Genomic DNA, 25,592 nt, shown 5'->3' with positions numbered 1-25,592 from the left:
TGACGAGGGATGAAGTAATGAGCGACAGAATGCAACCGATTCCATTCAAGCAACTGCTCAACTGGATTTTTACGGAATACGAGCGTTTCCAGACCATTTTCGGCATTCCGGCCGCCAAATTTTACCGCAAGCAAGGCGACGGGTGGATTGAGATCTTCGGGGAGAAGCTGGGCACGCCGGTTGGACCGGCCGCCGGCCCGCATACCCAGCTGGCCCAGAATATCGTGGCCTCCTACCTGACCGGCGGACGCTTTTTCGAGCTGAAAACCGTACAGATACTCGATCGACTCGAGTTTCCCAAGCCGTGCATCGCGGCGCAGGATGAAGGATACAACACGGAATGGTCGACCGAACTGGCCATCGGGGATGCCTTCGCCGAGTATGTCAAGGCCTGGTTTGCCCTGCACATTATCCAGAAAGAAATTTTCGGCCTGGATGAGCGCGATTTCATTTTCAATATGAGCGTCGGCTACAACCTGGAGGGCATCAAATCACCGAAAGTGGATGCCTTTATCGAAGGCATGAAAGAAGCCGCCGGTTCCGACGTGTTCCAGGAATGCCGTAAGGTTTTGCTGGAGATGGCCGGTCAATTCAAACGGGTGGACCGGGGTTATATCGAGGCCATTCCTTCCCGCATCTGCAGTTCGGTTACGCTTTCCACCATGCACGGCTGCCCGCCGGCTGAAATTGATGCCATCTGCCGCTATCTGCTCAAGGAGAAAAAGCTGAACACTTTCGTCAAAATGAACCCGACCCTGCTGGGTTATGCTTATGTGCGTGCAGTATTTGATCAAATGGGTTATCGTTATGTGCAGCTCAAAGAAGAATCGTTCAGCCACGACCTGCAGTATGACGCCGGGGTGGCCATGCTCAGGGAGCTGAAAGTCTTTGCCGCCGACTGCGGCCGGGAATTCGGCGTCAAGCTCTCCAATACGCTGCCCGTGCAGATCACGCGCGGGGAACTGCCGGGGGAAGAAATGTATATGTCCGGTCGTTCTCTCTATCCGCTGACGATCAATCTGGCCTATAAACTGGCCTCGGAATTCGGCGGGGACCTGAAGATCTCCTACGCCGGGGGCGCGGATTATTTCAATATCGACCGCATTTTCGCCACCGGCATCCGGCCGATCACCATGGCCACCACCCTTTTGAAACCGGGCGGTTATTACCGTTTGCAGCAGATCGCCGCTCTGCTGGAACCTCATTTGGGCGAGCGGCGGGAGGGGCGCATCGACCTGGAAAAACTGGGCGCACTGGCCGCCGAAGCTTTAGCGGACCGCAACCACCGGAAGGAAAAAAGAGCGGTAGAGAGCCGTAAAATCGCGGACACCCTGCCGCTGACGGATTGTTTTGTCGCGCCGTGCACCAGGGGCTGCCCGATCGGCCAGGATATCCCCGCATACATCCGCCTGGTCGGGGAGAAAAAATACGCGCAGGCCTATGCCGTGATTGTGGACAAGAACCCGCTGCCGTTCATCACCGGCACGATCTGCAACCACAAATGCATGACCAAATGCACGCGCCTGGATTACGACGATCCCGTGCTCATCCGGGAAATGAAACGGATGGCTGCTGAAAACGGTTGTAGCGCATATCTTGAGGAGCTCAAACCGGCCGCCGCCGGTTCGTCCGGCGCGCGGGTGGCCGTGCTCGGGGCCGGTCCCTCCGGCCTGGCCGCCGCTTATTTCCTGGCCCGGGCGGGCATCGACGTGACCGTGTTCGACCGCCGCGATGAGGCGGGCGGTACCGTGGCCCGGGTTATCCCCGACTTCCGCATTTCCCGTGCGGCCATTGAACATGATCTGGAGCTGATCCGGCGCACGGGCGTGAAGTTTGTACTGGGGGTAAAAGATGAGCTGACCGTGGAGCAGCTGCGGGCGCAGGGGTTCAAGTATATTTATCTGGCCATCGGGGCCGGCAAATCAAAAGCGCTGTCGCTGCAGGGCGATACCGGGCGGGTGATGGGGGCCATCGCCTTCCTCGAACAATTTAAGCGGAATAAAGAAACCATTTCCCTAGGCCGGAATGTGGCCGTGATCGGCGGCGGCAATTCGGCTATGGATACGGCGCGGGCCGCCCTGCGGGTGCCCGGGGTGGAAAAAGTATATATCGTTTACCGGCGGACGCGGGAATACATGCCGGCGCTGCCGGAGGAACTGGAGCTGGCACAGCGGGAAGGAGCCGTGCTCAAGGAACTGCTGGCCCCGGTGGAGCTGAAACAGGGCGCACTGCGCTGCCAGAAAATGGCCATGGGTGAGCCTGACGCCTCGGGACGGCGCGTGCCGGTGCCTGTGGCCGGGGAATACGAGGATATTCCCGCCGATTTCGTGCTCACGGCTATCGGTGAATCGGTGGACACCGATTATCTGGCGCGGCTCGGCCTGCGCCCGGACGAGCGGGGCAGGATCGCCGTTGATCCCGGCACACTGGAGACCGCTCTGGCCGGCGTATTCATCGGCGGTGACGCTCTGTCCGGCCCCGCTACGGTGGTCGAGGCCATTGCAGACGGCAGAAAAGTGGCCGCGGCGATTGCCGCCCGGGAAAATGCGGTCGTCACCGCTACCGCCGCGCAAAATGTCGGCTTTGATCAGACCGACCGCCGGAGCGAAATATGCGCCAAAAAAGGTGTTTTAAGGGGTAAGGATGTTCCGGAGGCGGAGCCGGAAAGATGCCTGGAATGCAGCCTGGTGTGCAATATATGCACCGAGGTCTGTCTGAACCGGGCCAATGTTCAGATCCGGGTGACCGGCGGAGGGCTGCGCCAGGCCAACCAGGTTCTGCACGTCGACGGCATGTGCAACGAATGCGGCAACTGCGCCACCTTCTGCCCATATACCGGTGCTCCTTACCGGGACAAGCTCACCCTGTTCTGGAGCGAGGCGGACTTCGACGGCAGCTCCGGCGCGGGCTTTCTCCTGCGCTACGGCGGTAAAGAGCCGGTCTTCAAAGTTCGTTTGAACGGCACAGTGCTGGAAACGAAACTGACCGCCGCCGGTTTTGCTCCGGCGCTTCCGGAAGCGGTGGCGGCCGTAATTGAAAGCGCGTATACAAATTACCGTTATCTGTTTCAGGTATGATGTTTTAAGGTGCGGCCTGGGAGCGACGATTGAAGAAAGGAGAACCCGCAAATGCTTTTAGTCGGCAACGGTCTGGTTTTAACCATGGGTGACGAGCAAAAAGTGATCGCTGACGGCGCCGTGCTCGTCGACGGCGCGGTGATTAAAGAAATCGGGGCCACCGGTGAACTGCGCCGGCGCCACCCCGAAGCGGAGTTTGTGGACGCCGGCGGGAAATTGATTATGCCGGGTCAGATCAACGCGCATATGCACCTTTACAGTACGTTCGCCCGGGGTATGGATACCAAAAGCGCACCGCCGAAAAACTTCCTGGATATATTGAACGGTCTGTGGTGGAAGCTGGATAAACTGTTGAACAAAGAAGACATCTATTACAGTGCGCTGGTTCCATTGATGGAATGTATTAAAACCGGTACCACCACCATTATCGATCATCACGCCAGCCCTTATGCGGTGAAGGGAAGTCTGAACACCCTGGCCGACGCCGCCCGGGAAGCCGGCGTGCGGGCCGCCTTCTGCTATGAAGTTTCCGACCGTGACGGGGAGGCCGTCACCCGGGAAGGGATCGAAGAAAACAGTGCCTTCCTGTCCGCCTGCCGCTCCGCCGCTGATCCGATGGTGGCCGGTTTGTTCGGCCTGCACGCCTCATTCACCCTTTCCGACGCCACGTTGAAACAGTGCGTGGAGGCGGCCGCGGCCACGGATGCCGGTTTCCACATCCACGTGGCGGAGGGTCGGGAGGATTTGCAGGACAGCCTGAACCGGTCCGGGATGCGGGTGGTGGAACGCCTCCATCATTTCGGCATCCTGGGGCCGAAAACCATCGCCGCCCACTGTGTGCATGTAAATGACAGAGAAATTGACCTCCTGCGTGAAACCGGCACGCCGGTGGTGCACAACCCGGAGTCCAACATGGGGAATGCCGTGGGCGCGGCGCCGGTGCTGAAAATGCTCGCCGCCGGAGTGAAAGTCGGACTGGGCACCGACGGTTATACCTGCGACATGTTTGAAAGCGCCAAAGTGGCCGATATACTGCAAAAACACACCGCCGGAGATCCCTCGGTGGCCTGGGCGGAAGTGCCGCAGATGCTTTACCGGAACAATCCCGCCATCGCCTCCGCTCTCTTCGGCGGTACGCTGGGGGTATTGCAACCCGGCGCGTGGGCGGATATCATCGTCGTCGACTACACCCCTCCGACGCCTCTGACCGCGGCCAACTGGAGCGGTCACCTGCACTTCGGAGTGCTCGGGCGGTGTGTGGAAACAACCATCATCAACGGCCGGATCAGAATGCTCAACCGGCGTTTGATCGACCTGGACGAGCGGGCGATCAACGCTCGTGCCCGCGAACTGGCAGCCCGGCTCTGGGAAAGAGTTAAATAACGAAATGAGGGTGCACATTGAGTACAGCAACGTGCCGGTTTGAAATAACACCGCAACACCTGATCCTGATCAAAGGGGCCGGCGAGATGGCCACCGGCTGCGCCCACCGGTTGTGGCGGGCGGGATTTCCCATCGTGATGACTGAACTGCCCCGGCCCCTTTGCGTCCGGCGCACGGTATCCTTCGCCCAGACGGTCTATACAGGCCGCCTGGAAGTGGAAGGAGTGCGCGCCGTGCTGGCTGAAGCGGAAGAAATACCCGCCGTCCTGGCCAAGGGAGAAATCCCCGTGGTCATCGACCCGGCGGGCGAACTGGTGCGCAGCCTGCGCCCCTGGTGCGTGGTGGACGCGCGCCTGGCCAAAGTAAACCCGGGCACCCGCCGGGACGAAGCACAGCTGGTCATCGGCCTGGGACCCGGGTTCACGGCCGGAGAGGACGTGCATGCAGTCATAGAAACAGCCCGCGGGCATTACCTGGGCCGGGTAATCTACACCGGCCCCGCCCTGACCAACACCGGCGTACCGGGGGAAATCGCCGGAAAATCCAGCGAGCGGGTACTGCGGGCGACCGGAGCAGGCACCTTCCGGCCGCTGGTGGAAATCGGCGCGGAAGTAAAAGCCGGCCAGCTGGTGGCCTGGTGCGGCCGGGCACCGGTTACGGCCGCCATCGACGGCCTGGTGCGGGGAATGCTTCACCCGGGGCTGGAAGTCAGCCCCGGCCTGAAAGTGGGAGACATCGACCCGCGCGGCGACCGGGCCATGTGCCGCACCATATCCGAAAAAGCGCGGGCGATCGGAGGCGGCGTACTGGAAGCGGTGCTGGCCCGGTTGTGCGGCCGGGAACCGGCGGCTTAACTCAAAAGGAGGATCGGCCATGATCTACGAACAACTGCTGGCAGGCCTGGCCGCCGGGGAAAAAGCAGTGCTGATCACCCTGGCGGTAAAAAAAGACGGCGCATTCGAACCGGCGGTGGGCAAAAAACTCTGGCTCAACGGCCGCACAACCGGCAGTTTGGGGACGTCCGAAAGCGAGCGGGAAGGTGACGCCCTGCTCGCCGCCGCCCTGAACAGCGGCCGGCTGGAACGAAAACAGATCCCCCGCCCGGATGGCCGCGGAGAATGGCTTTTGCTTGCCGAGCCCCTGCTCCCCCCCGCCGAACTGGTGGTTTTGGGCGGCGGCAACATCGCCCAGCCGCTGGTGCAGATCGCCCGGTTGCTCGGCTACCGGGTAACCGTGGTCGACGACAGACCGGAATTCGCCGCCCCGGCCAGATTCCCCGGAGCACAGCGGGTAATCTGCGCCGACTTCGTACAGGCCATCGGGCAGCTCACCTTCGGACACTGGAGCAGCGTGGTCATCGTCACCCGGGGGCACTGCCAGGACCTGGCCTGCCTGGAACAGGTGGTGGAAAAAGACCTGGCCTACCTGGGCATGATCGGCAGCCGGCGCCGGGTCGGCCTGGTCAAAAAACACCTGCGCGAACGCGGAGTCCCCGCCGAACGCCTGGAGCGGGTGCACATGCCCATCGGCCTGGACCTGGGCGCGCAGACACCGGCGGAAATCGCCGTCAGCATAGCGGCCGAAATGATCAACGTGCGCCGCGGAGGGCAGGTACCCTCCCTGTCGGGGAACAAAGAAAAAGCCGGCGGCCCGGAAACAGGCACCCGGGACATCGAACTCTTCAAAACACTGGCCGCTGCCGCACGGCGGGGCGAACCCGCCGCCCTGGTCACCATCACGGACACACGCGGCTCCACCCCCCGCAAAGCCGGGGCCAAAATGCTCGTCTTCCCGGACGGCCGGCAGCTGGGCACCATCGGCGGAGGATGCGTAGAAGGCGAAGCGCGCCGGGACGCCCTGAGCGTACTGGACAGCGGCCGGCCCGCGCTCTGCCGCTACCTCCTCGACGCCGAAGCGGCGGCTGAAGAAGGCATGGCCTGCGGCGGCGGGATGGAAGTATTCATCGAACCGGTCGGTCCGGAAAAAAGGGATTAAATTTGCACACAGAGCGAAAAAAAAGACGCTGGTCGTACCTCATCAATCCGGTGCACCGTACCGGCGAAACACCGGCCCGCTGCGGAAAAAACCGGGCGGCGCCCCGTGACGCGCGGTTCCCGTACTTTCCCCGGGCCGGCCGCCCACCGGCCGGGGCATCCGGCGGCACCGTGCGGAATGCAATTCGCGCAGCCGTTTTGCCCGACGAAAAGCACCCGCCCTGCTTTGTTGCCGCGTGTACAGGCCCACCCTCCGGGGGGGGTACGACCACCTTCCCGGGACAGCTTTTTACCGCTCGACCCCGTGTGAAAAAAGGAGAGACGGCCCGTGCGGCTGGCCTTTAAAATCTGGCTCGAACAAAACGGCAAAGCGTTCGGCGACGGCCCCTGCGACCTGCTGCAGCGGATTGAGCGGACCGGCTCCCTGCGCAAAGCGGCGGCGGAAATCGGCATGTCGTACAACCAGGCCTGGCGCCTTTTGCGCACGCTGGAAGGACGCCTGGGCTTTCCCCTGCTCGTCCGGCAGGTGGGCGGGGCGGTCGGCGGGGGCTCCACAGTCACCCCGCAGGCGCGCCGGCTGATGCACAGCTACCGGGCCTTTCGGGAAGAAGTAGCAGACGCCCTGAACCGGCTGTTTGGCGCACACTTTTCAGGGGAAGAATGAGCGCGGCGGTAATTTTCGCCTTCGTTATACTTGTAAGGGTATAACGTTTCGGGCAAATAGACACGGCAAAAGGAGAGAGCACTTATGCAGGCGCAAAAAATCAAAGTGGAAGAGGCGGTGGGCCGCATCCTGCCGCACGACGTGACGAAAATCGTGCGCGGGGAATTCAAGGGACCGGCATTTAAAAAAGGACATCTGATCACCGCGGAAGACATCCCCGTCCTGCTGGCCATGGGCAAAGAACAAATCTATGTCCTGGAACTGGCGGCGGACGAAGTGCACGAAGACGAAGCCGGGGTGCGCCTGGGCCGGGCGGCGGCCGGAAACGGCGTGACCTGCTCCGGGCCGCGGGAAAGCCGGGTGAACCTCTTTGCCGCCATAACCGGGCTTTTAAAGATCAACATTCCCGCCCTGGAGAAGATCAACGCCCTGCCGGACGTGATCCTGTCCACTCTGCCCAACAACACGCCGGTGGAAAAAGGGGACATGCTGGCCGGGACCAAGGTTATCCCGCTGGTGGTCAAAGAAGAAACGGTGGCCGCGGTGGAGCGGATTTGCGCCGCCGACGGGCCGGTTGTCAGCGTGCAGCCGTACAAACAGCTGGACGCGGGCATCATCGTCACCGGCAGCGAAGTGTACAAAGGGCGCATCAAAGACGCCTTCGGGCCGGTGCTCCGCGAGAAGGTGGAGGCCCTGGGCTCGCGCGTGCAGGGGATCAAATACGCGCCGGATGACGAGCAGGAAATCGCCCGGCTGATCCGGGAACTGATTGCGGAGGGAGCGCAGCTGGTGCTGGTCAGTGGCGGCATGTCGGTGGACCCGGACGACGTGACCCCCCGGGGCATTCACTTGAGCGGGGCGAAAATAGAAAAATACGGCGCCCCCGTGCTGCCCGGGGCGATGTTTTTACTGGCCTACCGGGGTGAAGTCCCCGTCATCGGCATGCCCGCCTGCGGCATGTATTTCCGCACCACCGTGCTGGACCTGATCCTGCCGCGCCTTTGCACCGGGGAACGCCTGACCGCCCGTGAGATCAGCTCGCTAGGCCACGGCGGGCTGTGCCGGAGCTGTCCGGAGTGCCGCTACCCGCGGTGCAGTTTCGGCCTGGCCGGAGTCGTATCGCACGAATGAAAACCCTGAAATGAGGAGGGTGAGGACAGTTGAAAAAATCGGTGTGTGGACAAAAACATCGAGAATGCCGCCCGCATCCTTGGCGCCGGCGAGTGGCGGGTTTTCTGGACGATCAGCCTGCCGCTGGCCAGGCCGGGACTGGTGGCCAAGCTGGTGATGGCCTTCGCCCGCGCCCTGGGGGGAGTTCGGCGCCACCCTGATGCTGGCCGGGAACATCCCCGGCCGCACCCGGACCGTACCACTGGCCATTTACGCCGCCGCCGAGGCGAGGGACAACCGCACCGTCCTGGTGCTGGTGGGCATGATGACGTTGTTGAGATTTATCTTTATTTTCTGGGTAAACCTGTGGAACGGGTACAGATTGCCCGGGGGGATGGGGACGGATGAACCATCCGCTTTATGTGAGGATCAGTAAAAAACTACCGTTGTTCACGCTGCAGCTCGAGTTGACCGTGCAGAACGAGATCCTGGTGGTGCTCGGGCCTTCCGGAGCCGGCAAAACCACCCTCTTGCAGTGTCTGTCCGGATTGCAGAAGTCGGAGCAGGGGGAAATCGTGTTGAACGGCCGGTTTCTTTTTTCCAGCGCATCCCGGGTCAACCTGTCCCACCGCAGCCGCCGGATGGGGTATGTCTTTCAAGACTATGCCCTTTTCCCCCACATGACGGTGGAACAAAACGCCTCCTACGGGATGAAAGGAACCGGGCCGAACGGGCGGAAAGTTTTCATGAGGTGCTGGCCATGCTGCGCATCGAGCATCTGGCCCGCCGTTATCCGGAACATCTTTCCGGCGGCGAGCGGCAGCGCACCGCTCTGGCGCGGGCGCTTCTGGCCGGCCCGGAACTGCTCCTTCTGGACGAGTCGCTTTCCGCGCTGGATGCAAATACCCGCCTTGCAGTGCGGGGCAGCCTGAAAATGCTGCAGAGGCGCTGGAAGATCCCGTTTATTCTGGTCACCCACGATCTAGACGAGGCGGCCTTCCTGGGCGATCGAGTGGTCACTCTGGAGCGCGGTCGGGTGAGCAAAGACAGCGGACGAGAAGCAGACGGCGGCCTTCCGTCCGGACGGAAGCCGCCGCTGGCAGCTCAATTATAGTCCCATTTCTTCGTTTACTACCAGTACATGCACATCGGTGAATTTGGGTTTGCGCTCTATGACGGTGGTAATCCGGCAGATGCGGTCCGGCGAATTGCAGTCGGCGCAGAGCCCGGTCCGGGCGCAGGGAGTATTCAAATTGAGCCGTTTGGCGTTGGGCGGCGCGGCACAGGCCTTGATCCGCTGCAGGGCATGTTCTTTGTCCGCCGCCAGTTTGTTGTGTCCGGCAACCACAATTACCTTGCCGGGGCCGAAGGTCATCGCCCCCACCCGGTTCCCGGTGGCGTCGATGTTGACCAGAAAGCCGGACAGAGTGACGGCGTTGGCTCCGGTCAGGAACAGATCGCAGGTCAGCTGCTGCCGCATCACCGACAGCCTTTCCTCCGGGGTGAGGCCGGGGGTGTTGTGATTGTGTAGCTTTTTTCCCGCTTCTTTCAGCGCATCCGCCACTTTCAGGGCGGCCACCGACAGGGAGCCGCCAAAACCGATTGTTTCCGCTTCGCGGGCTTCTTTTAAAATATAGTCGAATGCTTCCTGCCGCGTGCGGCAGTAAACAGCTTTGAAACCGTTCTTGTTCAGCGCTTCAACCGCTTTGAGGCATTTTTGTTCATAGTTCCAGTTCACCAGTTCTTCGAGTGTGCTCATGAAAACCCCTCCTCTATTTCAATAATTTTTAAAAACTGGGTATTTTTTAATATCCATATATTCTGTATCCAAGATATCACTTCCTTCCGGGGCTTGTCAATGGTGCACGATGCGCCCTGTCGTCGGACTGTGATGTGAAGCAAAAGTAGGGTGTACCCATGTGTCAAGACATTTTTTTAAAATTAAAGAGCCAAACAATAGTTTTTATGGAGTATCATGGTAAACAATTGGTCGGGGTGCCTAATTTCAAGGCAGCCCGGCTTTTTGTTTGCTAACGAAGTTTGAGAATTACAATTTAATGTGATAATTTTTACTGATTTAATTTGAGAATCAACAGTGGGGCATGAAACCTGAACTACATTCCGTAGCAGGTGGTTCCCCATATGACTAGTAATCAGCACTAATTTGTCAATGCCGGAAAAGGAAAGGGAATCCATCACGTCTGTAATGATTGAGGCAATGGTAGCTTCCAGGAAGGTTTTGACTTCCTTGGGTTCCACTTCGGGAAACGCCATGTAGGCGTGGGGAAAAAGTCGCTGAAAGCGTTATATGCGAAGGTAGCGCCGCAGTTAATCAACTGCGGCGCTACCTTACTTGATTAATTGACTTTTTAAAAAATCTTCTTTCCGGTCATTTCCTCCTGGATGTCGTCCAGCGCCTCACCGAAACGCTGGAAGTGCACCACTTCCCGCTCCCTTAAAAAGCGCAGGGTGTCCTTGATTCCCGGGTCGTCAGTCAGCCGGATCAGGTGCTCATAGGTGGTGCGTGCCTTTTGCTCGGCGGCCATGTCTTCGTGCAGGTCGGTGACCGGATCGCCGGTGGCCTGGATGTAGGCGGCCGTCCAGGGCACCCCGGCGGCGTCGGCGGGATAAACGGCGCGGTCGTGTTCGGCGAAATGGTCGCCCAGCCCTTCCCGGCGCATTTGCTCGGCGGTCATATCTTTAAGCAACTGGTAAATCATGGTGGCGATGATTTCCCAGTGGGCCAGTTCCTCGGTACCGATGTCCGTGAGCAAGGCCTTGGCTTTGTTGGTGGGCATGGTGTAGCGCTGGGTCAGATAGCGCACGGCCGCGGACAATTCTGAATCCGGACCGCCGTATTGGGCGGTGAGAAACTTGGCCATGCGCGGGTCGGTTTTATGGACACGCACCGGGTATTCAAGCTTCTTTTCGTAAATCCACATCCTCCCTGTTCCTTTCTCTGAAAGAATTTTAGTAGTGGGTCGTTTCCCAGGGCCAGGGTCCATCCGTCCAACGCCAGGGATATTCCATGGGTGAAAATCCATAAACCGCCAGCGGACCATACATTTTTTCGTAATGGGCTTTCAACTGGTTCAAGTGGTTGGTGACCAGGTTATAATCGTTCAAAGGTTCTTGCTCCCCGGGGTGGGTATCCAGGAACAGGGTCAGTTCCACCGCTACAAATTCCAGTTGCTGTATTTCCCGAAGCAGCTGGGCCTGTTTGGGATCCACCTTTTTCTCCTCCTTCCTGCGGCTGCCTTTCCTTTTTCGTTCCAAACGTGCAAGCCCGTACCGCATAACGTATTTCCGTCCGTTGCTGCCGGTGGATGCGCCTGGCAAGCCGTCCGGCAGCGCCGGCAGGGGGTTGAAAGAAGTTAATAGGGATAGGGACTGTAAAGCTCGGGGAATAGTGTGCCTTTCCCCAATGCTTCCGCCGGGGTCAGGGTTTTACCGTAGCGCTGCACCGGTACGTATGCCCGGGCCAGTTGCAGCGGCGGATAAAATGCGTTGACATGGGCGGCGGGTGCAGTAGTATTATGACTGTCATTGCCCGGAGTGATTTGGCCGTCCCTGCCTTCCTCCGTATTGCTCATACCGGTAACACCTCCTTGAATTAACGCCTGTTGTCAAAAATAACAATATGCTACAGATAGTGTATGCCCTGGTTAATACGGATGACACAAACCAGGGCAGTTAAAAACAACCATTTGGCGAACGTACTCCGTCGCTCCAATGCTCCGTTCCGATGATGAAAAATGGACGCTGCACCGGAGCGAAGCGGAGAACTCCATATTGCTTAAAACAAGTCATAATTCTTTTTGATTTTGTAAATCTTATTTTTGAGGAGGGAACGCTTTGCATTATGAACGTTACCTGAGTTGCTGCCTGTATGCCGGGACGCTGTTTTGCAGCGCCGCTATGTTCATCGGGCTGGCCGCCGGATTTTGCCCGCCGGCCGCTGCGGCGCCGGAGCGCGGTGCCGGCCGGCCTTTGCAGGGGTATGTGATTGTGGTCGATCCGGGGCATGGCGGGGATGATCCCGGTACCGTAGGCTGCCGGGGGACGCTGGAAAAGGATATAGACCTGGCGGTGGGCAAGCGTCTGGCTGCATTGCTGCAGCAGGCCGGAGCGAAGGTCATCCTGACCAGGGAACAGGATAAAAACCTGGCCGACGGGGACATTTATGATTCCCGGCGGCTCAAGGTGCAGGATCTGTCCCGCCGGGTGGCCCTGGCCAATGATAATAAGGCGCACGTGCTGATCAGCGTACATATGAATCATTTTTCCGATCCGGCCGAATATGGCGCCCAGGCTTTTTACCAGAGCGGCTCGGAGGAGAGTAAAAAGCTGGCCGCGCTCATACAAATTGAAATGAACCGCCGCCTGATCGATTCCGGCCGCCAGGCGATGGCCGGCGACTTTTATGTCTGCCGTCACGCCCGCATGCCGGCGGTGATTGTGGAGGCCGGTTTTTTGAGCCATCCGGGGGAAGAAAGCAAGTTACGCGACCCGGCCTATCAGGAAAAGGCGGCACAGGCCGTTTTGACCGGCCTGCAAAACTATTTCGGCGCCAAAGCAAATAACCGCGGCCGGCGCGCCGGTTGAGCGTCCGCTTGACGGGTGCAGTTTGCACAGATTGAAAAATCTCCGGCGAAAGAAGCCGGTGCAAAGACATGAACTGCAAACGCGGTATTATGTGGCGCCCCGGCGGGAATTAAGGATTAAGCCTTTCTCCGGGCAAGGTTGCACGGATAATAACGTATTGGCGCCGAATAGAAATTTCCGGGCTTGTCCCGGAGAAGGTTCATGTCCGGGCGCAGCACCGTTCGCCGGGTAAAACACCCGGGTTCCGGTGCGCCGCCGGCAGAGGATGAAAATCGCCCGCACTTTAAAAAAACGGGTTGCATGAAACGGAGGTATGGTTATGCCGGGAAAGCTTCTGGCCGCTTTGCTGTTCGCCGCGGCCGCTGTTTGCGCCGCGCCGTCCGCCGCTGACGCGGTGGCTGCCGGCGACCCCGGTTACGGACCGCTGAAGGAGCAGATGAGCCGTTTCACCGGGCAAAAGGGGGCTACCTATGCCGTTTACTTCGAGGATTTGGCCAGCGGCCGGCATTTCGACATCAACGGCGACAAGCTGATGGTAGCGGCCAGTACGGTGAAGATGCCGATGGCCCTTTATGTCAACAATCTGGTGCTGCAGGGGAAGCTGCATTGGCACGACCGGATCGCCTACCACAAGGCGACGGATTACGAGGACGGGTCGGGTGTGCTGCGCTACGAGGCTCGGGAAGGGGACCGTTATTCGCTGCGTGTGTTGACCAGCCTGTCCGTCACGATCAGTGACAACGTGGCCTTCCGCATGCTCGCCCGGCACGTGGGGCGGCCCAATTTCATTGCGTTCATGCAGGAACTGGGCGGGCGCACCGTTTATCCGGGCGGCAAGAATCTGACCACGGCGCGCGATCTGGCCGTATATGCCCGGGCGGTGCTTGATTTTGCCCGCCGGCATCCGGAAGAGGGGAAACGCCTGCTGGATGATCTGGCCAACCCCATTTTCCACGTCGGGCTGCCGGAGAAGCTGCCGGATCATGTAATGGTGGCCCATAAAGAAGGGGATCTGGACGGTATCGCCAATGACGTGGGCATTGTCTTTTGTGAGCGGCCCTACATCATGGTGGTGCTTTCCAGCGGGATCAAGGACGGCCGGCAGGGGTTCGCCGACATCGCCGCCTTGAGCAAAATGGCCTACGATTATCAGCAGGGATTGAAGTGAACTGCCGGGCGTGACCACAAAAATACCTCGGGCGCGGGCACCGGTATTTCCCGCAAGATGCTCATGCCGCCCGCGGCCTCGCTACCGGAGGACCGAAAAGTATTTACCGGACGGATAATCATAGCACCCGCGGCGTCACCACCGGGAGTACGAAATAGCATTCATGGGCGGCCCCCTGCCCCGCCGGCGGCATTGCCCGCCGGTTGAACAAAAATAATTTTCGGGACATGAACTCTTGCCGTCCTGGTCGTCGCCCTTGGGAAGAACGAAAATGCATATTGCGGACGGATTCCGGGCTGCTATGTATTACCAACAAAAAGCCGGAGTTAACTTCGTTTGACAGTTGCATAATACCGGTAGTTGCAGTTCGAACACGCCATTGGATTAAAAAATACATACCAAGGGGGAAAAGCAATGTATTGGAAACGGATACTGGTTGCCTTGCTGGCCTGTACTTTCCTGCTGGGCGGCATGCCCGGCCCCGTTGCGGCCGCCCCGGAAGCAAAGCCGGAGAGTGCCGGGGACAAGCCCGCTCTGGAAACCACCGCCGATGCCGCCGTGCTGATGGAGAACTCTACCGGCCGGGTGCTTTTGGCCAAAGAACCGGACAAGGAATTGCCCATGGCCAGCGTGACCAAGATCATGACCCTGCTGCTGGCCGTGGAGGCGGTGGAGCAGGGCAAGGTGAAGCTGACCGACCGGGTGGTGACCAGCGAGAACGCATGGGAAATGGGCGGTTCACAGATTTACCTGGAACCGGGCGAAGAAATGAGCCTGGAGGAAATGCTCATCGCAGTAGCCGTGGGTTCGGCCAACGATGCCAGCGTAGCGGTGGCCGAACACGTGCTGGGCAGCGAGGAAGCCTTTGTCCAAGCCATGAATGAGCGGGCGAAACAACTGGGATTGAAACATACCCATTTTGTCAATCCCACCGGCCTGCCGGCCAAGGGGCATTACACTTCGGCGCACGACATGGCCGTGATCATGCGTGAATGTTTGAAGTATCCCCTGTTCAAACGCATTTCTTCAATTTATGAGTATGACCTGCGGGGCGGCGAGTTCAAGTTATGGAACACCAACAAGCTGCTCAAATGGTTTCAGGGAACGGATGCGGGCAAGACCGGCTGGACCAACGAAGCCAAGTATTGCCTGGCCTCTTCGGCCGAGCGGGACGGCCTGCGCCTGATTGCTGTGGTGCTGGGCACGCCGGAGCCGCGCAGTCATTTCCGGGAATCGATCAAGCTCTATAAATACGGTTTTGCCCGTTTTCAGGCGGTCAAACTGGCCGGCAAGGGTGAAACGGTCAAGCAACTGCCGGTGGGCAAGGGTGTGGCGGACAAGCTGGCGGTGGTGCCGGCGGCGCCGGTTTCCGTGGTTGCGCCCCGGGGCGAGCAAAAGGGTTTTGCCATGCGCCTGGAGTTGCCCGCGCGGGTGACGGCGCCGGTGGTCAAGGGGCAGAAAGTCGGCGAGTGCGTGGTGGTCAAAAACGGCCGGGAAGAGTTGCGGGTGCCCCTGGTGGCCGGTCATGACGTGCCCAAAGCCGGCCTGGGACAGCAAATACAGCGCATGTTCACCCGGCTTTACGGCGGGTGAACATGCCAGGCGAAATGCAGCCCGGGGGAACTGTCTCCCGGGTTTGCTTTTCTAAAGAAAATATGGTAACATTTAGCAGGAATATACCACCGGACGGAGAACTTAGATTAAAAAATACCGGGGAGAGATGCATATGGACCTGGATCTTGAAATCAGCCGGGATATCCTGCTGGCGCGCCCCCGGGGCGAACTGGACCTGAGCGTGGCCGATGCGCTGCGTGACGCGCTGGAAGGCGCCCTCGGTGAAAATACGGTGCGCCACCTGGTGATCAACCTGGCCCGGGTTTCCTTCATCGACAGTTCGGGCCTGGGCGTGATCCTGGGGCGTTACAAGCGTCTGGCCGGCGCCGGGGGGCGGGTTTCCCTGGTTGGTGTGCAGCCGCAGGTGCGGCGCATTTTGGAGTTGTCCGGACTGTTGCGGATTATGCGTGAATACGCTTCGGAAGAAGAAGCGGTTGCCCGCGCCGGATGAGGAGGGATGACATGAACACAGTCAACCAGCTGAAAATGGAGTTTTCCAGCCGGCCGGAAAATGTTGCGTTTGCCCGTGTGGCGGTGGCCGCCTTCGCCGCCCAGCTCGATTTCACCCTGAACGATTTGGAGGAAATCAAGGTGGCCGTTTCCGAGGCGGTGGCCAATGCCATCATTCACGGTTATGGAAATTCTCCCGACGGTATCGTGCGGGTCGGCGCGGTCATTACGGACCGTATGCTGGAGGTGCGGGTGGAAGATGACGGACGGGGCATCGCCGATGTGAAAAGGGCCCTGCAGCCTTCTTTTTCCACTGATCCGGACCGGATGGGGCTGGGCTTTGTTTTCATGCAGTCATTTATGGACCGGGTGCAGGTGGAATCAGCCGCAGGCAAGGGCACCCGGGTAATCATGAGCAAGGTGCCGGAATGCAGCGGCGCCGAGGCGGCCGCCGCGCGAGCCGGCCATTGAGGTGAAGGACTGGTGAGTACCAGGCTGATCGAAATGAACCTGCCCCGTTTCCCGCTGCTCGGTGACGACGAAATGCGCGCGCTTCTGCAGCGCGCTCAAAACGGTGACAGCGAGGCGCGGGACAAGCTGGTGAATTGTAACCTGAAGCTGGTTTTCAATCTGGTGCGCCGTTTTCAAAACCGGGGTTATGAGCTGGAGGACCTTTTTCAGATCGGCTGCATCGGTTTGATGAAGGCAATCGACAAGTTCGATCTGCATTATGACGTCAGGTTTTCCACCTATGCCGTGCCCATGATTGTAGGCGAGATCAGGCGCTTTTTGCGGGACGACAGCCCGGTCAAGGTGAGCCGTTCGATCAAGGAGACGGCCTACCGCATCCAGCAGGCCAGGGAGCGCCTGACCGGCAAACTGGGGCGGGAACCGGCCGTCGGGGAGGTGGCCGCGGAGTTGGGCATCCCCCGTGAGGAAGTGGTCACCGCCCTGGAAGCCGCCCAATCGCCGGCATCCATCTACGAAACACTGCATCAGGACGACGGCGATCCGATCTTCCTGCTGGATCAACTGAGGGACCGGGAAGGGGGGGAAGCGCCCTGGCTGGACCGGATCGCTGTCAACCAACTGCTCGACACACTGCCCGAACGTGACCGGAAAATAATCACCTGGCGGTTTTTTGAAGATCTCACCCAGGCCGATATCGCCCGGCGCCTGGGCCTGTCCCAGGTGCAGGTCTCCCGTCTGGAACGCCAGGCGCTGCAAAAATTAAAAGAATTGTTCGCCCCCCGGGAGGAGGCGACCTGATCAAAGCCCTCATGGAACGAGTTCGATGGAATCGAATGAGTTCAAATGAGGGCTTTTTTCAGTTGCATAAAAAAACGCCGCCGGATGGATAATAAGTTTTAGCCGCGGATCCTTCAATGGTCCGGCGAAAAGTTTAATTTCAAGGAGGTAAAAGCATATGCCGGTCAAAGTAACAGAAATGGTCGGGGAATCCACCAGTGGTTGGAAAGGCGCCGTGCAGTCGGCAGTGGATGAAGCGTCCAGAACCATTCACGACATTGTGGGTGTGGAAGTGGTCAACTTCACGGCCAATGTAAAGAACGGCCAGGTGGTGGAATACAAGGCGAACCTGAAAATTGCCCACAAATAAAGGCCTTGCCGGAGTTGAGCAGGTACAGGGGACACCATGAGCGGTGTCCCTTGTACATAAAGGGTGTCCGGCGGGGAAATATAATCTGCGGGGTGAGGACATTTGGCCGGAGTGAAGGATGATCAGCCGCTGGAAATACAAAAGAAGCAGTACAAGCAGATGGTGGATGGGGTCAGGCCCCGTCCCGCCCTGGCGCGCAATGTTTTCCGGGCGTTTGTGGTGGGCGGGTTGATCGCCTTGATCGGACAGTTTCTGATTAATTTTTACCAGGGCCGGGGACTGCCGTTGACGGAAGCCGGCGCGGCCGCCTCGGCTACACTGGTCTTTTTGGCCGCCCTGCTGACCGGCCTGGGCATTTACGATGAAATTGCCCGCTTTGCCGGCGCCGGCTCCATTGTACCGATCACCGGTTTTGCCAATTCCATGGTCGCACCGGCCATGGAGTACCGGGGGGAAGGGCTGGTGCTCGGGGTGGGGGCCAGGCTGTTCACCATTGCCGGGCCAGTGCTGGTTTTCGGCATCGTCACCGCCTGGGCGGCCGCCTTGCTCTATTATTTTTTCAGATAGGGGTGAAGGACCATGCCGGCAGCGAAAAAGAACGGCCAGCAGACGGTCTGGTTTCAAAACCCGCCGGTGATTGTGGCCACGGCCACCATTGTGGGCGCCAAGGAGGGACAGGGGCCGCTCGGGCACACTTTCGACAAAGTGGTTGAAGACGGCTATTACGGGGAAAAAACCTGGGAGCGCGGTGAGCGGCGCATGCTTGCCGAAGTGATGCAGACCGCTGTTTCGCGGGCCAACCTGCAGCCGCAAAATATCGACTTCCTTTTGGCCGGCGACCTGCTCAACCAGATCATCAGCGCCAACTTTACCGCCCGCGATCTCGGCATTCCCTTCATCGGCCTGTACGGCGCCTGCTCCACCATGTATGAAAGCATGGCCCTGGGCGCCATGCTCATTGACGGCGGCTATGCCGAAAACGTGCTGGTGGGTGTGTCCAGCCATAACTCCACCGCCGAACGGCAGTACCGCTATCCCACCGAGCAGGGCGTGCAGCGGCCGCTGCATGCCCAGTGGACGGTCACCGGGGCGGCGGCGGCGGTGCTCTCCCGCCAGGGCACGGGACCGGTGATTACGCACGCCACGATCGGGAAAGTGATCGATTTGGGCCAGGGCGACCCCAACGACATGGGTGCGGCCATGGCGCCGGCCGCGGCCGATACCATGGCCCGCCATCTGGCCGACACCGCCCGGCAGCCGGAATATTACGATCTGTTCGTTACCGGTGACCTGGGCGTCTACGGACGGGAACTGGCCTTGCAATTGATGCGGCAGAAAGGCTATGATATTTCCACCCGGTTCAACGACTGCGGTGTGATGATTTTCTCTCCGGAACAGGATGCCCACGCCGGCGGCAGCGGCTGCGCCTGCTCGGGTGTGGTCACCTGCGGCTACCTGCTGCAGGAGGTCAGGGCCGGCCGGCTGAAGCGCTTTTTCGGCCTGGGAACCGGCGCCCTGCTCAGTCCGGTGAGCACCATGCAGGGGGAGACGGTGCCGGGTATAGCCCACGGCGTGGTGATCGAGGGCCGGTAAAAAAGGCGGCCGGCGGTAACTTTCCGCGGCGGCAGCCGCGGAGCACTGAAAAGTATGGTCCGGCCGGGCGCTGCCGTGCCGGGCGGCTGTCTTGGCGGCGGAGTATTTGATTAAAGCTACGGAAGGGTTTGCCGGGAGGTGCGTAAAATGCTCTTTTTAAAAGCTTTTATTGTGGGCGGCCTGTTTTGCGTGGTTGCCCAGTTGCTGATGGATCTGACCAGCTACAAAGTGACCCCGGCGCACGTGCTGGTCGGTTTTGTTACCGGCGGGGCTGTTTTGAGCGCCGTGGGCCTGTATCAGCCCCTGGTCAACTGGGCCGGCGCCGGCGCCACCGTGCCGCTGACCGGCTTCGGCCACCTGCTGGCACAGGGGGCCATCGGCGGCGTGCAGCAAAAAGGCGTGCTGGGGGCCTTTTCCGGCGGGCTGGCCGCGGCCTCCGCCGGCATCGCGGCGGCGGTGGTTTTCGGCTATCTGGCGGCGCTGGCTTTCCGCCCCAAGGGATAATGGAAGCCGGTGAAAGATGCCGGGTGATCCTGGTCACCGACGGTGACGCCGTGGCCCGTCAGGCGGTGGAAGTGGCTTCCCGCAATGTGGGCGCCCGGTGCATTTCCCTGTCCGCGGGTAACCCGACCATCCTGTCCGGGCCGGATTTGGTCGCCCTGATCAAAAGAGCTCCGCATGATCCGGTGGTGGTGATGCTGGACGATCGGGGCGCGACCGGGGCCGGACCGGGGGAACGGGCGCTGGAGTATATTTGCCGCCATCCGGACATCCAGGTGCTCGGGGTGGTGGCGGTGGCCTCCAACACCACCGGCGCCCGGGGGGTGCGGGTGGATGAGTCGGTCACCCGCACCGGCAACCTGGTGCCGGGGGCGGTGGACAAATTCGGCGCCGCCCGCCGCCCCGGACGCAAATTGCACGGGGATACGGTGGAAATATTGAACCGGTTGCCCGTGCCGCTGACCGTCGGGTTGGGCGATGTGGGCAAGATGCTGGGTGCGGACGATTATCGCTGCGGCGCCCCCGTGACCGCCAGGGCATTGCAGGAAATATTGAACAGGAGTGAGCGAAATGGCTCCGGACAAAGAAGCTCAAAGCGAACCACAAAATGACGGGCAGGGTCAAAAGACGCCGATCAGCAAGCGGTTGGAGGAAAATACCGGTAAACTGAAGAAGATGCTGGGCATTGGGGAAAGCTTTGATATTTTGTTACGGGAATTCAGCTTTGGTGGAAAAAAGATCGCCATGCTTTATACCCAGGGTTTGAGCAACGACGAGTACCTGACCATGGTCCTGCGCCGCCTGTCGGAGTTAAAGCATGAAGAGATCAGCATCAACGCTTATGAAAAAATATTTCAATTGATTCCTTTCAGTCAGGTTAAGCGTATCGACAATCTGGAGGATTGCGTCAAGAACGTTTTGATGGGGCCGCAAATCTTTCTCATCGATGGCAGTGAGCAGGCGATTGTTTTTGATGCCCGCTGGTATCCGGTCCGGACACCCGATGAGCCGGACCTGGAGAGAGTGGTGCGTGGTTCCCGGGACGGATTTGTGGAAACACTGGTCTTCAATACCGCCCTGATCCGGCGGCGCATCCGCGATCCCCGCCTGCGGGTGGAGATACTGGAGGCCGGCAGCCGTTCTAAAACCGATCTGGTAATTTGCTTCCTGCAAGACGTAGCCAACCCGGATCTGGTGGATTCGGTCAAGGAAAAGATCAAGCAAATCAAAATCGACGGCCTGCCCATGGCGGAAAAAGCAGTCGAGGAATTAATCACCCCGGGCAGCTTTTGGAATCCTTATCCGCGCGTACGCTACACCGAGCGGCCGGACGTGGCCGCCGCGCACCTGTTGCAGGGGCATGTGCTGGTGCTGGTGGATACCTCGCCCAGCGTGATGATTCTGCCCACCACTTACTTCCACCACTTGCAGTACGCGGAGGAATTCCGGAACAGTCCGGCCATCGGCGTCTGGGTGCGCTGGGTGCGTTACATGGGGGTGGCCGTTTCCCTGTTCCTGCTGCCCCTGTGGCTGCTGGCGGCCATGCATCCGGATCTGCTGCCGCCGGCTTTGAAATTTCTCGGGGTGAAGAAGGCGGCATCAATACCGATTTTTATGCAGTTTGTACTGGCTGAAATATCCATCGACATGGTCCGCCTGGCCACCATCCACACCCCGACCGCCCTGTCCACGGCGATCAGCTTGATTGCCGCCCTGCTCATTGGCCAGGTGGCCACCGTGGTTGGTTTATTTTCCCCGGAAGCCATTTTGTACGTGGCTATAGCGGCTGTGGGCACCTTCCTGACGCCCAGTTTTGAACTGGGTCAGGCCAACCGGCTGGTGCGCCTGTTCCTGGTTCTGATCACCGGTTTCTTCGGCCTGCCCGGCTTTATTCTGGGCGTACTGGGCGTGCTGGCCTTTCTGGCGTCCACCCGCTCCTTCGGCGTGCCTTATCTGTGGCCGCTGCTGCCCTTCAACTGGGCGGCCATGAAAAATATGCTGCTGCGTCCGCCGGTGGCCATTCAAAACGTGCGCCCCGGTTTCGTGCGGCCGCGCAATGTCTTCCGCCAGGCCGTGCCCGAACCGGCGCGCAAAAGAGGCGGGGAAAAGGACCGCTGAAGGCGGTCCGGGGTGCGGGCAGTCACGCCCTTTTCTTGAACCTGGTTTGAAGTTGGCGGCCGTACCGGAGCATTGGAGCGACCGGGGTACGGCCGCCGACTTTTGATGGATTGGCAGCGCCTGCCGGCGTTTTATTTTTTTGTCATTCCGGCCATACTAGTGCGGGAAAGGGGAGTGGTTATGAAGCCCAAAGTCGGCATTCCCAGAGCGTTGCTTTACTATTATTATTTTCCTTTGTGGCGTGCTTTTTTCCAGTCCCTGGGCGCCGAGGTGAGCTTGTCCGGACCGACCAACAAGACTGTGCTCGGCCGCGGACTCAAGCAGGCCGGGGACGATGTCTGCCTGCCGGTGAAGCTGGCCTTCGGGCATATTCTTGAACTGGCCGGCCGGGTGGACTACTTGTTCCTCCCCCGCCTGGTCAGCGTAGCCCCCGGGGAGTACATCTGCCCCAAGTTTCTGGGGCTGCCGGACATGGTACGGCAGACGGTGGACGGGTTGCCGCCGCTGATCGATACCACCGTCGATCTTTACCGCCGGCACAGTTCCCTGTGGCCAACCTTTGCCCGCACCGGGCAGAGGCTGAAATGCGGCCGCTGGCTGGTTTACGCGGCCTACCGGCGGGCGCTGGCTGAACAGGGGCGTTTTGAGTCGCTGCTGCGTGCCGGCCGGCCGCCGGAACAGGCCATGGCTTTAGCGGCGCGGGACGGGAATGAACAGCCGCCGGAAACGGCGGAACAGCCGCTGGTGGCGGTGATCGGCCATCCATATAATATTTACGACCATTATATCAGCATGAACCTGCTCCAGCGCTTGCGCGCGGCCGGGGTGAGGCCGGTGACCGCCGAAATGCTGTCCGAAGAAACGGTGCGGCGGGAGGCGGCCACCCTGCCCAAGCGGCTTTTCTGGACTTTGAGCCGGCGCATGACCGGGGCGGCCTTTTATTATTTGCGCGACGCGCGAGTGCAGGGGATGATCCACGTGGCCTCCTTCGCCTGCGGTCCCGATTCCATAACCGGCGAACTGATTGAGCGCCGGGCCCGCCGGGAAGGGCACGTACCGTTTCTCAACCTGACCCTCGATGAACATACCGGGGAAGCGGGAGTGGTGACCAGGCTGGAGGCCTTTCTGGATATGTTGCAGCGTTGCCGCGGGGGCGGGGTTCCCGCCGCCGGGCCGTGCCGGGACGGTGCACCCGCCGCCGGAACGGAAGAAACCGCCGGCCGGGCCGGTTGTGCATTGCCCGCGCTGGTGCCGTCGGCGGCCGGCGGCGGCAATTTCCGTTAGTGTTCTGCCGGCCGGCTTACAAACAGTATGACGATTGTGAGGTTTTGCCGGTGAAAGTGACCTTTCCCCATATGGGGCATGCGTGGATCTGCCTTTCCGCCATGCTGGAGTATTTGGGCGTGTCAGTGGTGGTGCCGCCGCCTTCCAGCAAGCGGACGCTGACCCTGGGGGTCAAGCATGGTCCGGAATTTGCCTGCCTGCCTTTGAAGCTGAACCTGGGCAACTTCATCGAGGCCCGGGAGGCGGGTGCCGACACCGTGCTCATGGCCGGCGGCTGCGGCCCCTGCCGTTTCGGCTACTACGCCCAGGTGGAGCACGCCATTCTGGAAGATCTGGGGCACCATTACCGCCTGGTGGTGATGGAGCCGCCGCAGCGCCACATCGGCGAACTGCTGGCTAAAATCAAATACGTGACCGGGCAGAGTTCCTGGTGGCAGGTTGTGCAGGGCATCCGTTTCGGCTACTGCAAGGCGCGGGCGGTGGATGAGCTGGAAATGGCCGCCCACCGCCTGCGGCCGCGGGAGGCCGTGCCGGGCGCCACCAGCGCGGCATTCAAAGATGCGCTGCGGGTTGTCGTCCAGGCCGGCCGGCCGGCGGATATGCCCGCCGCTGTTGCCCGGGCGCGGGAAATAATGGCCGCCGTGGCGGTGGAAGCGCGGCCGGTGCTGCGGGTGGGTATCGTGGGGGAAATCTATACCCTGCTGGAGCCGTTTGCCAACCTGGACATTGAACGGCGCCTGGGTGAGCTGGGAGTGGAGGTGGACCGGTCCATCTACCTGAGCGAGTGGATCAACGACCACCTGTTCCTGGGCCTGCTCCGGAACATGCGCAGCCGCCGGGCGGCCTGCCGGGCGGCCGCACCCTACCTGAACCATTGCGTGGGCGGCCACGGCCAGGAAACGGTGGGCAGCACCGTACTTTACGCCCGGGCCGGTTATGACGGGGTGATTCAATTGCTGCCCTTCACCTGCATGCCGGAAATTGTAGCCCACAGCATCCTGCCGCGGCTGGATATTCCGACGCTCACCCTGACTATGGACGAGCAGTCCGGGGAGGCCGGCCTGGTCACCCGTTTGGAAGCTTTCGTCGACCTGCTGGAGCAGCGCGGAAAAAGGCGGGTCAGTCTGCCCGCCGCCGCCCCGGCCTAGACCGGAGCACCTTTTGGATGTCCCGCTCGCCCGGCGGGCGGGCTCTTTGCCTGGCGGACGGCAGTGCCGGCGGGAAGGGTAAGGCGGGCGCGCGGGCAGCGGCTGCCGGCCGGGACGGTACACGGGTTGGCGATGCGGTGCAGGCCGGCGGTTGCATAGCCGGGAGGTGCGGCGGGCGGGTTGACTGCGGCGCTGCCGGAAATTCGGGGTAAGGTTGCATAGGCTGTGACACGGATGCCCGGCCGGCTTTGCGACAAGCATAATTGCAAAAGGGGATGATTGGACAGTGAAGGGGTATCTGGGTATTGATGTCGGTTCGGTCAGCACGAACCTGGTTTTTGTGGACGAAAACGGCGGTGTCCGGGAGGCCGTTTATCTGCGCACCCGGGGCCGGCCGATTGAAACCATCCAGGCCGGGCTGCGGGAGGTGGCCGGCCGCCTGCCGGCGAAAACAGCTGTGCGCGGCGTGGGATGCACGGGCAGCGGCCGGCACCTGGCCGGGGTGATCGCCGGGGCCGACGTGGTGAAGAATGAAATCACCAGCCATGCCACCGCCGCCTGTGCGCTTGCCCCGGGGGTGCGCACCGTACTCGAAATCGGCGGTCAGGATTCCAAGATCATCATCATCCGCGACGGGGTGGTGGCCGATTTCGCCATGAACACGGTTTGCGCCGCGGGGACCGGTTCGTTTCTGGATCAGCAGGCCGCCCGGCTGAACATCCCCATCGAGGATTTCGGTCCCACCGCCTTGGAGTCCGGGGCGCCCGTGCGCATTGCCGGCCGCTGTGCCGTTTTTGCCGAATCAGATATGATCCACAAACAGCAGATGGGGTACGGTCTGCCCGACATCCTGGCCGGGCTGTGTGAGGCGCTGGTGCGCAATTACCTGAACAATGTCGGCAAGGGCAAGGAAATTTTGTCCCCGGTGGTTTTTCAGGGCGGGGTGGCCGCCAACGTGGGCATGAAGCGCGCATTCGAGCAGGCTCTGGGCCTGACGGTGCAGATTCCGCCCCACTATGGTGTGATGGGCGCAGTGGGCGCGGCGCTGCTGGCCCGGGAAAAAATGGCCCGCGGCGGGAACAGCCGCTTCCGGGGGTTCGGCGTGGCCGCAACGCGCTTTGCGGCCGGCGGATTTGAGTGCGACGGTTGCCCCAACCTGTGCGAGGTGGTGGAAATCAAGCGGGAAGGGGAAGTGATTGCCCGCTGGGGCGACCGTTGCGGAAAATGGTCCAGTGCCCTGACCCCGGAAGAGAAGACCGGTTGAA

25 protein-coding genes and 2 pseudogenes are annotated in these 25,592 nt (G+C 60.6%); 23 read left to right on the top strand and 4 right to left on the bottom strand.

Going from position 1 to position 25,592, the window contains the following annotated elements:
- The first annotated feature begins 17 nt into the window (after nucleotides 1-17).
- From ygfK to A6M21_RS19420, 8 genes and pseudogenes are all read left to right on the top strand, one after another.
- Complete coding sequence (gene ygfK, locus A6M21_RS01890; protein ID WP_066666203.1) at nucleotides 18-3,077, top strand: putative selenate reductase subunit YgfK; 3,060 nt, start codon at nucleotides 18-20, stop codon at nucleotides 3,075-3,077.
- Nucleotides 3,078-3,128: 51 nt separating this feature from the next.
- Nucleotides 3,129-4,460, top strand: a complete 1,332-nt coding sequence (gene ssnA / locus A6M21_RS01885) for a putative aminohydrolase SsnA (protein WP_066666202.1) — start codon at nucleotides 3,129-3,131, stop codon at nucleotides 4,458-4,460.
- A 17-nt stretch (nucleotides 4,461-4,477) separates the two neighbouring features.
- A complete protein-coding gene (gene yqeB / locus A6M21_RS01880; RefSeq protein ID WP_282434519.1) occupies nucleotides 4,478-5,314 on the top strand; it encodes a selenium-dependent molybdenum cofactor biosynthesis protein YqeB in 837 nt (278 codons plus the stop codon).
- A gap of 19 nt (nucleotides 5,315-5,333) precedes the next feature.
- Nucleotides 5,334-6,455 (top strand): XdhC/CoxI family protein, encoded by a 1,122-nt coding sequence (locus A6M21_RS01875; protein WP_066666201.1) that lies wholly within the window; start codon nucleotides 5,334-5,336, stop codon nucleotides 6,453-6,455.
- 327 nt (nucleotides 6,456-6,782) lie between these two features.
- On the top strand, nucleotides 6,783-7,118 hold the full coding sequence (locus A6M21_RS01870; protein ID WP_066666200.1) for a winged helix-turn-helix domain-containing protein: 336 nt from the start codon (nucleotides 6,783-6,785) through the stop codon (nucleotides 7,116-7,118).
- A gap of 84 nt (nucleotides 7,119-7,202) precedes the next feature.
- A complete protein-coding gene (locus A6M21_RS01865) occupies nucleotides 7,203-8,249 on the top strand; it encodes a molybdopterin-binding protein (protein WP_066666199.1) in 1,047 nt (348 codons plus the stop codon).
- Nucleotides 8,250-8,294: 45 nt separating this feature from the next.
- Nucleotides 8,295-8,664, top strand: a pseudogene (locus tag A6M21_RS01860) (molybdate ABC transporter permease subunit); the annotation flags it as partial.
- Nucleotides 8,633-9,342, top strand: a pseudogene (locus A6M21_RS19420) (ATP-binding cassette domain-containing protein). The pseudogenes A6M21_RS01860 and A6M21_RS19420, both read left to right, overlap by 32 nt.
- Here the strand turns inward: A6M21_RS19420 and A6M21_RS01845 are convergent.
- The 4 genes from A6M21_RS01845 to A6M21_RS01830 all read right to left on the bottom strand — a co-directional run bounded on the left by A6M21_RS01845 (nucleotide 9,337) and on the right by A6M21_RS01830 (nucleotide 11,821).
- Nucleotides 9,337-9,987 carry a lactate utilization protein gene (locus A6M21_RS01845; RefSeq protein ID WP_066666195.1) on the bottom strand — a complete coding sequence of 217 codons (651 nt, stop codon included), beginning with the start codon at nucleotides 9,985-9,987 and terminating at the stop codon, nucleotides 9,337-9,339. The pseudogene A6M21_RS19420 and the gene A6M21_RS01845 sit on opposite strands and share 6 nt — an antisense overlap.
- A 610-nt stretch (nucleotides 9,988-10,597) precedes the next feature.
- Nucleotides 10,598-11,170, bottom strand: a complete 573-nt coding sequence (locus A6M21_RS01840) for a manganese catalase family protein (RefSeq protein ID WP_066666194.1) — start codon at nucleotides 11,168-11,170, stop codon at nucleotides 10,598-10,600.
- 28 nt (nucleotides 11,171-11,198) lie between these two features.
- Nucleotides 11,199-11,459 carry a spore coat protein CotJB gene (locus tag A6M21_RS01835; RefSeq protein WP_066666286.1) on the bottom strand — a complete coding sequence of 87 codons (261 nt, stop codon included), beginning with the start codon at nucleotides 11,457-11,459 and terminating at the stop codon, nucleotides 11,199-11,201.
- Nucleotides 11,460-11,602: 143 nt separating this feature from the next.
- Nucleotides 11,603-11,821, bottom strand: a complete 219-nt coding sequence (locus tag A6M21_RS01830; RefSeq protein ID WP_066666193.1) for a spore coat associated protein CotJA — start codon at nucleotides 11,819-11,821, stop codon at nucleotides 11,603-11,605.
- Nucleotides 11,822-12,083: 262 nt separating this feature from the next.
- Here A6M21_RS01830 and A6M21_RS01825 point away from each other — a divergent pair, with 262 nt between their 5' ends.
- The 15 genes from A6M21_RS01825 (at nucleotide 12,084) to A6M21_RS01750 (ending at nucleotide 25,591) form a co-directional block, all read left to right on the top strand.
- Entirely contained in the window at nucleotides 12,084-12,833 is a 750-nt protein-coding gene (locus A6M21_RS01825) for an N-acetylmuramoyl-L-alanine amidase (protein WP_066666192.1), read from the top strand.
- Nucleotides 12,834-13,152: 319 nt separating this feature from the next.
- A complete protein-coding gene (locus A6M21_RS01820) occupies nucleotides 13,153-14,001 on the top strand; it encodes a serine hydrolase (protein WP_242868729.1) in 849 nt (282 codons plus the stop codon).
- Between the two features lie 414 nt (nucleotides 14,002-14,415).
- Nucleotides 14,416-15,594: a D-alanyl-D-alanine carboxypeptidase family protein gene (locus tag A6M21_RS01815; protein ID WP_066666190.1), complete on the top strand. Its 1,179-nt coding sequence runs from the start codon at nucleotides 14,416-14,418 to the stop codon at nucleotides 15,592-15,594.
- A 133-nt stretch (nucleotides 15,595-15,727) separates the two neighbouring features.
- The gene (spoIIAA, locus tag A6M21_RS01810; protein WP_066666285.1) at nucleotides 15,728-16,066 is read left to right on the top strand and encodes an anti-sigma F factor antagonist; all 339 of its coding nucleotides are present in this window, start codon (nucleotides 15,728-15,730) and stop codon (nucleotides 16,064-16,066) included.
- Nucleotides 16,067-16,077: 11 nt separating this feature from the next.
- Nucleotides 16,078-16,536, top strand: coding sequence for an anti-sigma F factor (gene spoIIAB, locus A6M21_RS01805; RefSeq protein ID WP_066666189.1), 459 nt, complete (start codon nucleotides 16,078-16,080; stop codon nucleotides 16,534-16,536).
- A gap of 12 nt (nucleotides 16,537-16,548) precedes the next feature.
- Entirely contained in the window at nucleotides 16,549-17,334 is a 786-nt protein-coding gene (sigF, locus tag A6M21_RS01800; RefSeq protein WP_427854588.1) for an RNA polymerase sporulation sigma factor SigF, read from the top strand.
- A gap of 157 nt (nucleotides 17,335-17,491) precedes the next feature.
- Nucleotides 17,492-17,683 (top strand): dodecin family protein, encoded by a 192-nt coding sequence (locus tag A6M21_RS01795; RefSeq protein WP_066666187.1) that lies wholly within the window; start codon nucleotides 17,492-17,494, stop codon nucleotides 17,681-17,683.
- Nucleotides 17,684-17,785: 102 nt separating this feature from the next.
- Nucleotides 17,786-18,250: a stage V sporulation protein AC gene (gene spoVAC, locus A6M21_RS01790; RefSeq protein WP_282434518.1), complete on the top strand. Its 465-nt coding sequence runs from the start codon at nucleotides 17,786-17,788 to the stop codon at nucleotides 18,248-18,250.
- A 12-nt stretch (nucleotides 18,251-18,262) separates the two neighbouring features.
- The gene (gene spoVAD, locus A6M21_RS01785) at nucleotides 18,263-19,276 is read left to right on the top strand and encodes a stage V sporulation protein AD (RefSeq protein WP_066666186.1); all 1,014 of its coding nucleotides are present in this window, start codon (nucleotides 18,263-18,265) and stop codon (nucleotides 19,274-19,276) included.
- A gap of 147 nt (nucleotides 19,277-19,423) precedes the next feature.
- Nucleotides 19,424-19,780, top strand: a complete 357-nt coding sequence (gene spoVAE / locus A6M21_RS01780) for a stage V sporulation protein AE (protein ID WP_066666185.1) — start codon at nucleotides 19,424-19,426, stop codon at nucleotides 19,778-19,780.
- Nucleotides 19,780-20,388 carry a stage V sporulation protein SpoVABEA gene (gene spoVAEA, locus A6M21_RS01775; protein WP_066666184.1) on the top strand — a complete coding sequence of 203 codons (609 nt, stop codon included), beginning with the start codon at nucleotides 19,780-19,782 and terminating at the stop codon, nucleotides 20,386-20,388. The genes spoVAE and spoVAEA overlap by 1 nt, the downstream gene beginning before the upstream one ends.
- Complete coding sequence (locus A6M21_RS01770) at nucleotides 20,348-21,895, top strand: spore germination protein (RefSeq protein WP_078060308.1); 1,548 nt, start codon at nucleotides 20,348-20,350, stop codon at nucleotides 21,893-21,895. Before spoVAEA ends, A6M21_RS01770 begins: the two co-directional genes overlap by 41 nt.
- Before the next feature lie 180 nt (nucleotides 21,896-22,075).
- Complete coding sequence (locus A6M21_RS01765; protein ID WP_078060322.1) at nucleotides 22,076-23,179, top strand: acyl-CoA dehydratase activase-related protein; 1,104 nt, start codon at nucleotides 22,076-22,078, stop codon at nucleotides 23,177-23,179.
- 50 nt (nucleotides 23,180-23,229) lie between these two features.
- A complete protein-coding gene (locus A6M21_RS01760; protein WP_066666282.1) occupies nucleotides 23,230-24,327 on the top strand; it encodes a CoA protein activase in 1,098 nt (365 codons plus the stop codon).
- Nucleotides 24,328-24,613: 286 nt separating this feature from the next.
- Complete coding sequence (locus A6M21_RS01750; protein ID WP_066666181.1) at nucleotides 24,614-25,591, top strand: acyl-CoA dehydratase activase; 978 nt, start codon at nucleotides 24,614-24,616, stop codon at nucleotides 25,589-25,591.
- The last annotated feature ends 1 nt before the right edge of the window (nucleotide 25,592 follow it).

This window comes from Desulfotomaculum copahuensis (assembly GCF_001655685.1).
GTDB lineage: Bacteria > Bacillota > Desulfotomaculia > Desulfotomaculales > Desulfovirgulaceae > Desulfotomaculum_G > Desulfotomaculum_G copahuensis.
The sequence above is the reverse complement of the archived record's forward strand: the minus strand, read 5'-3'. Positions and strand labels throughout refer to the sequence as shown.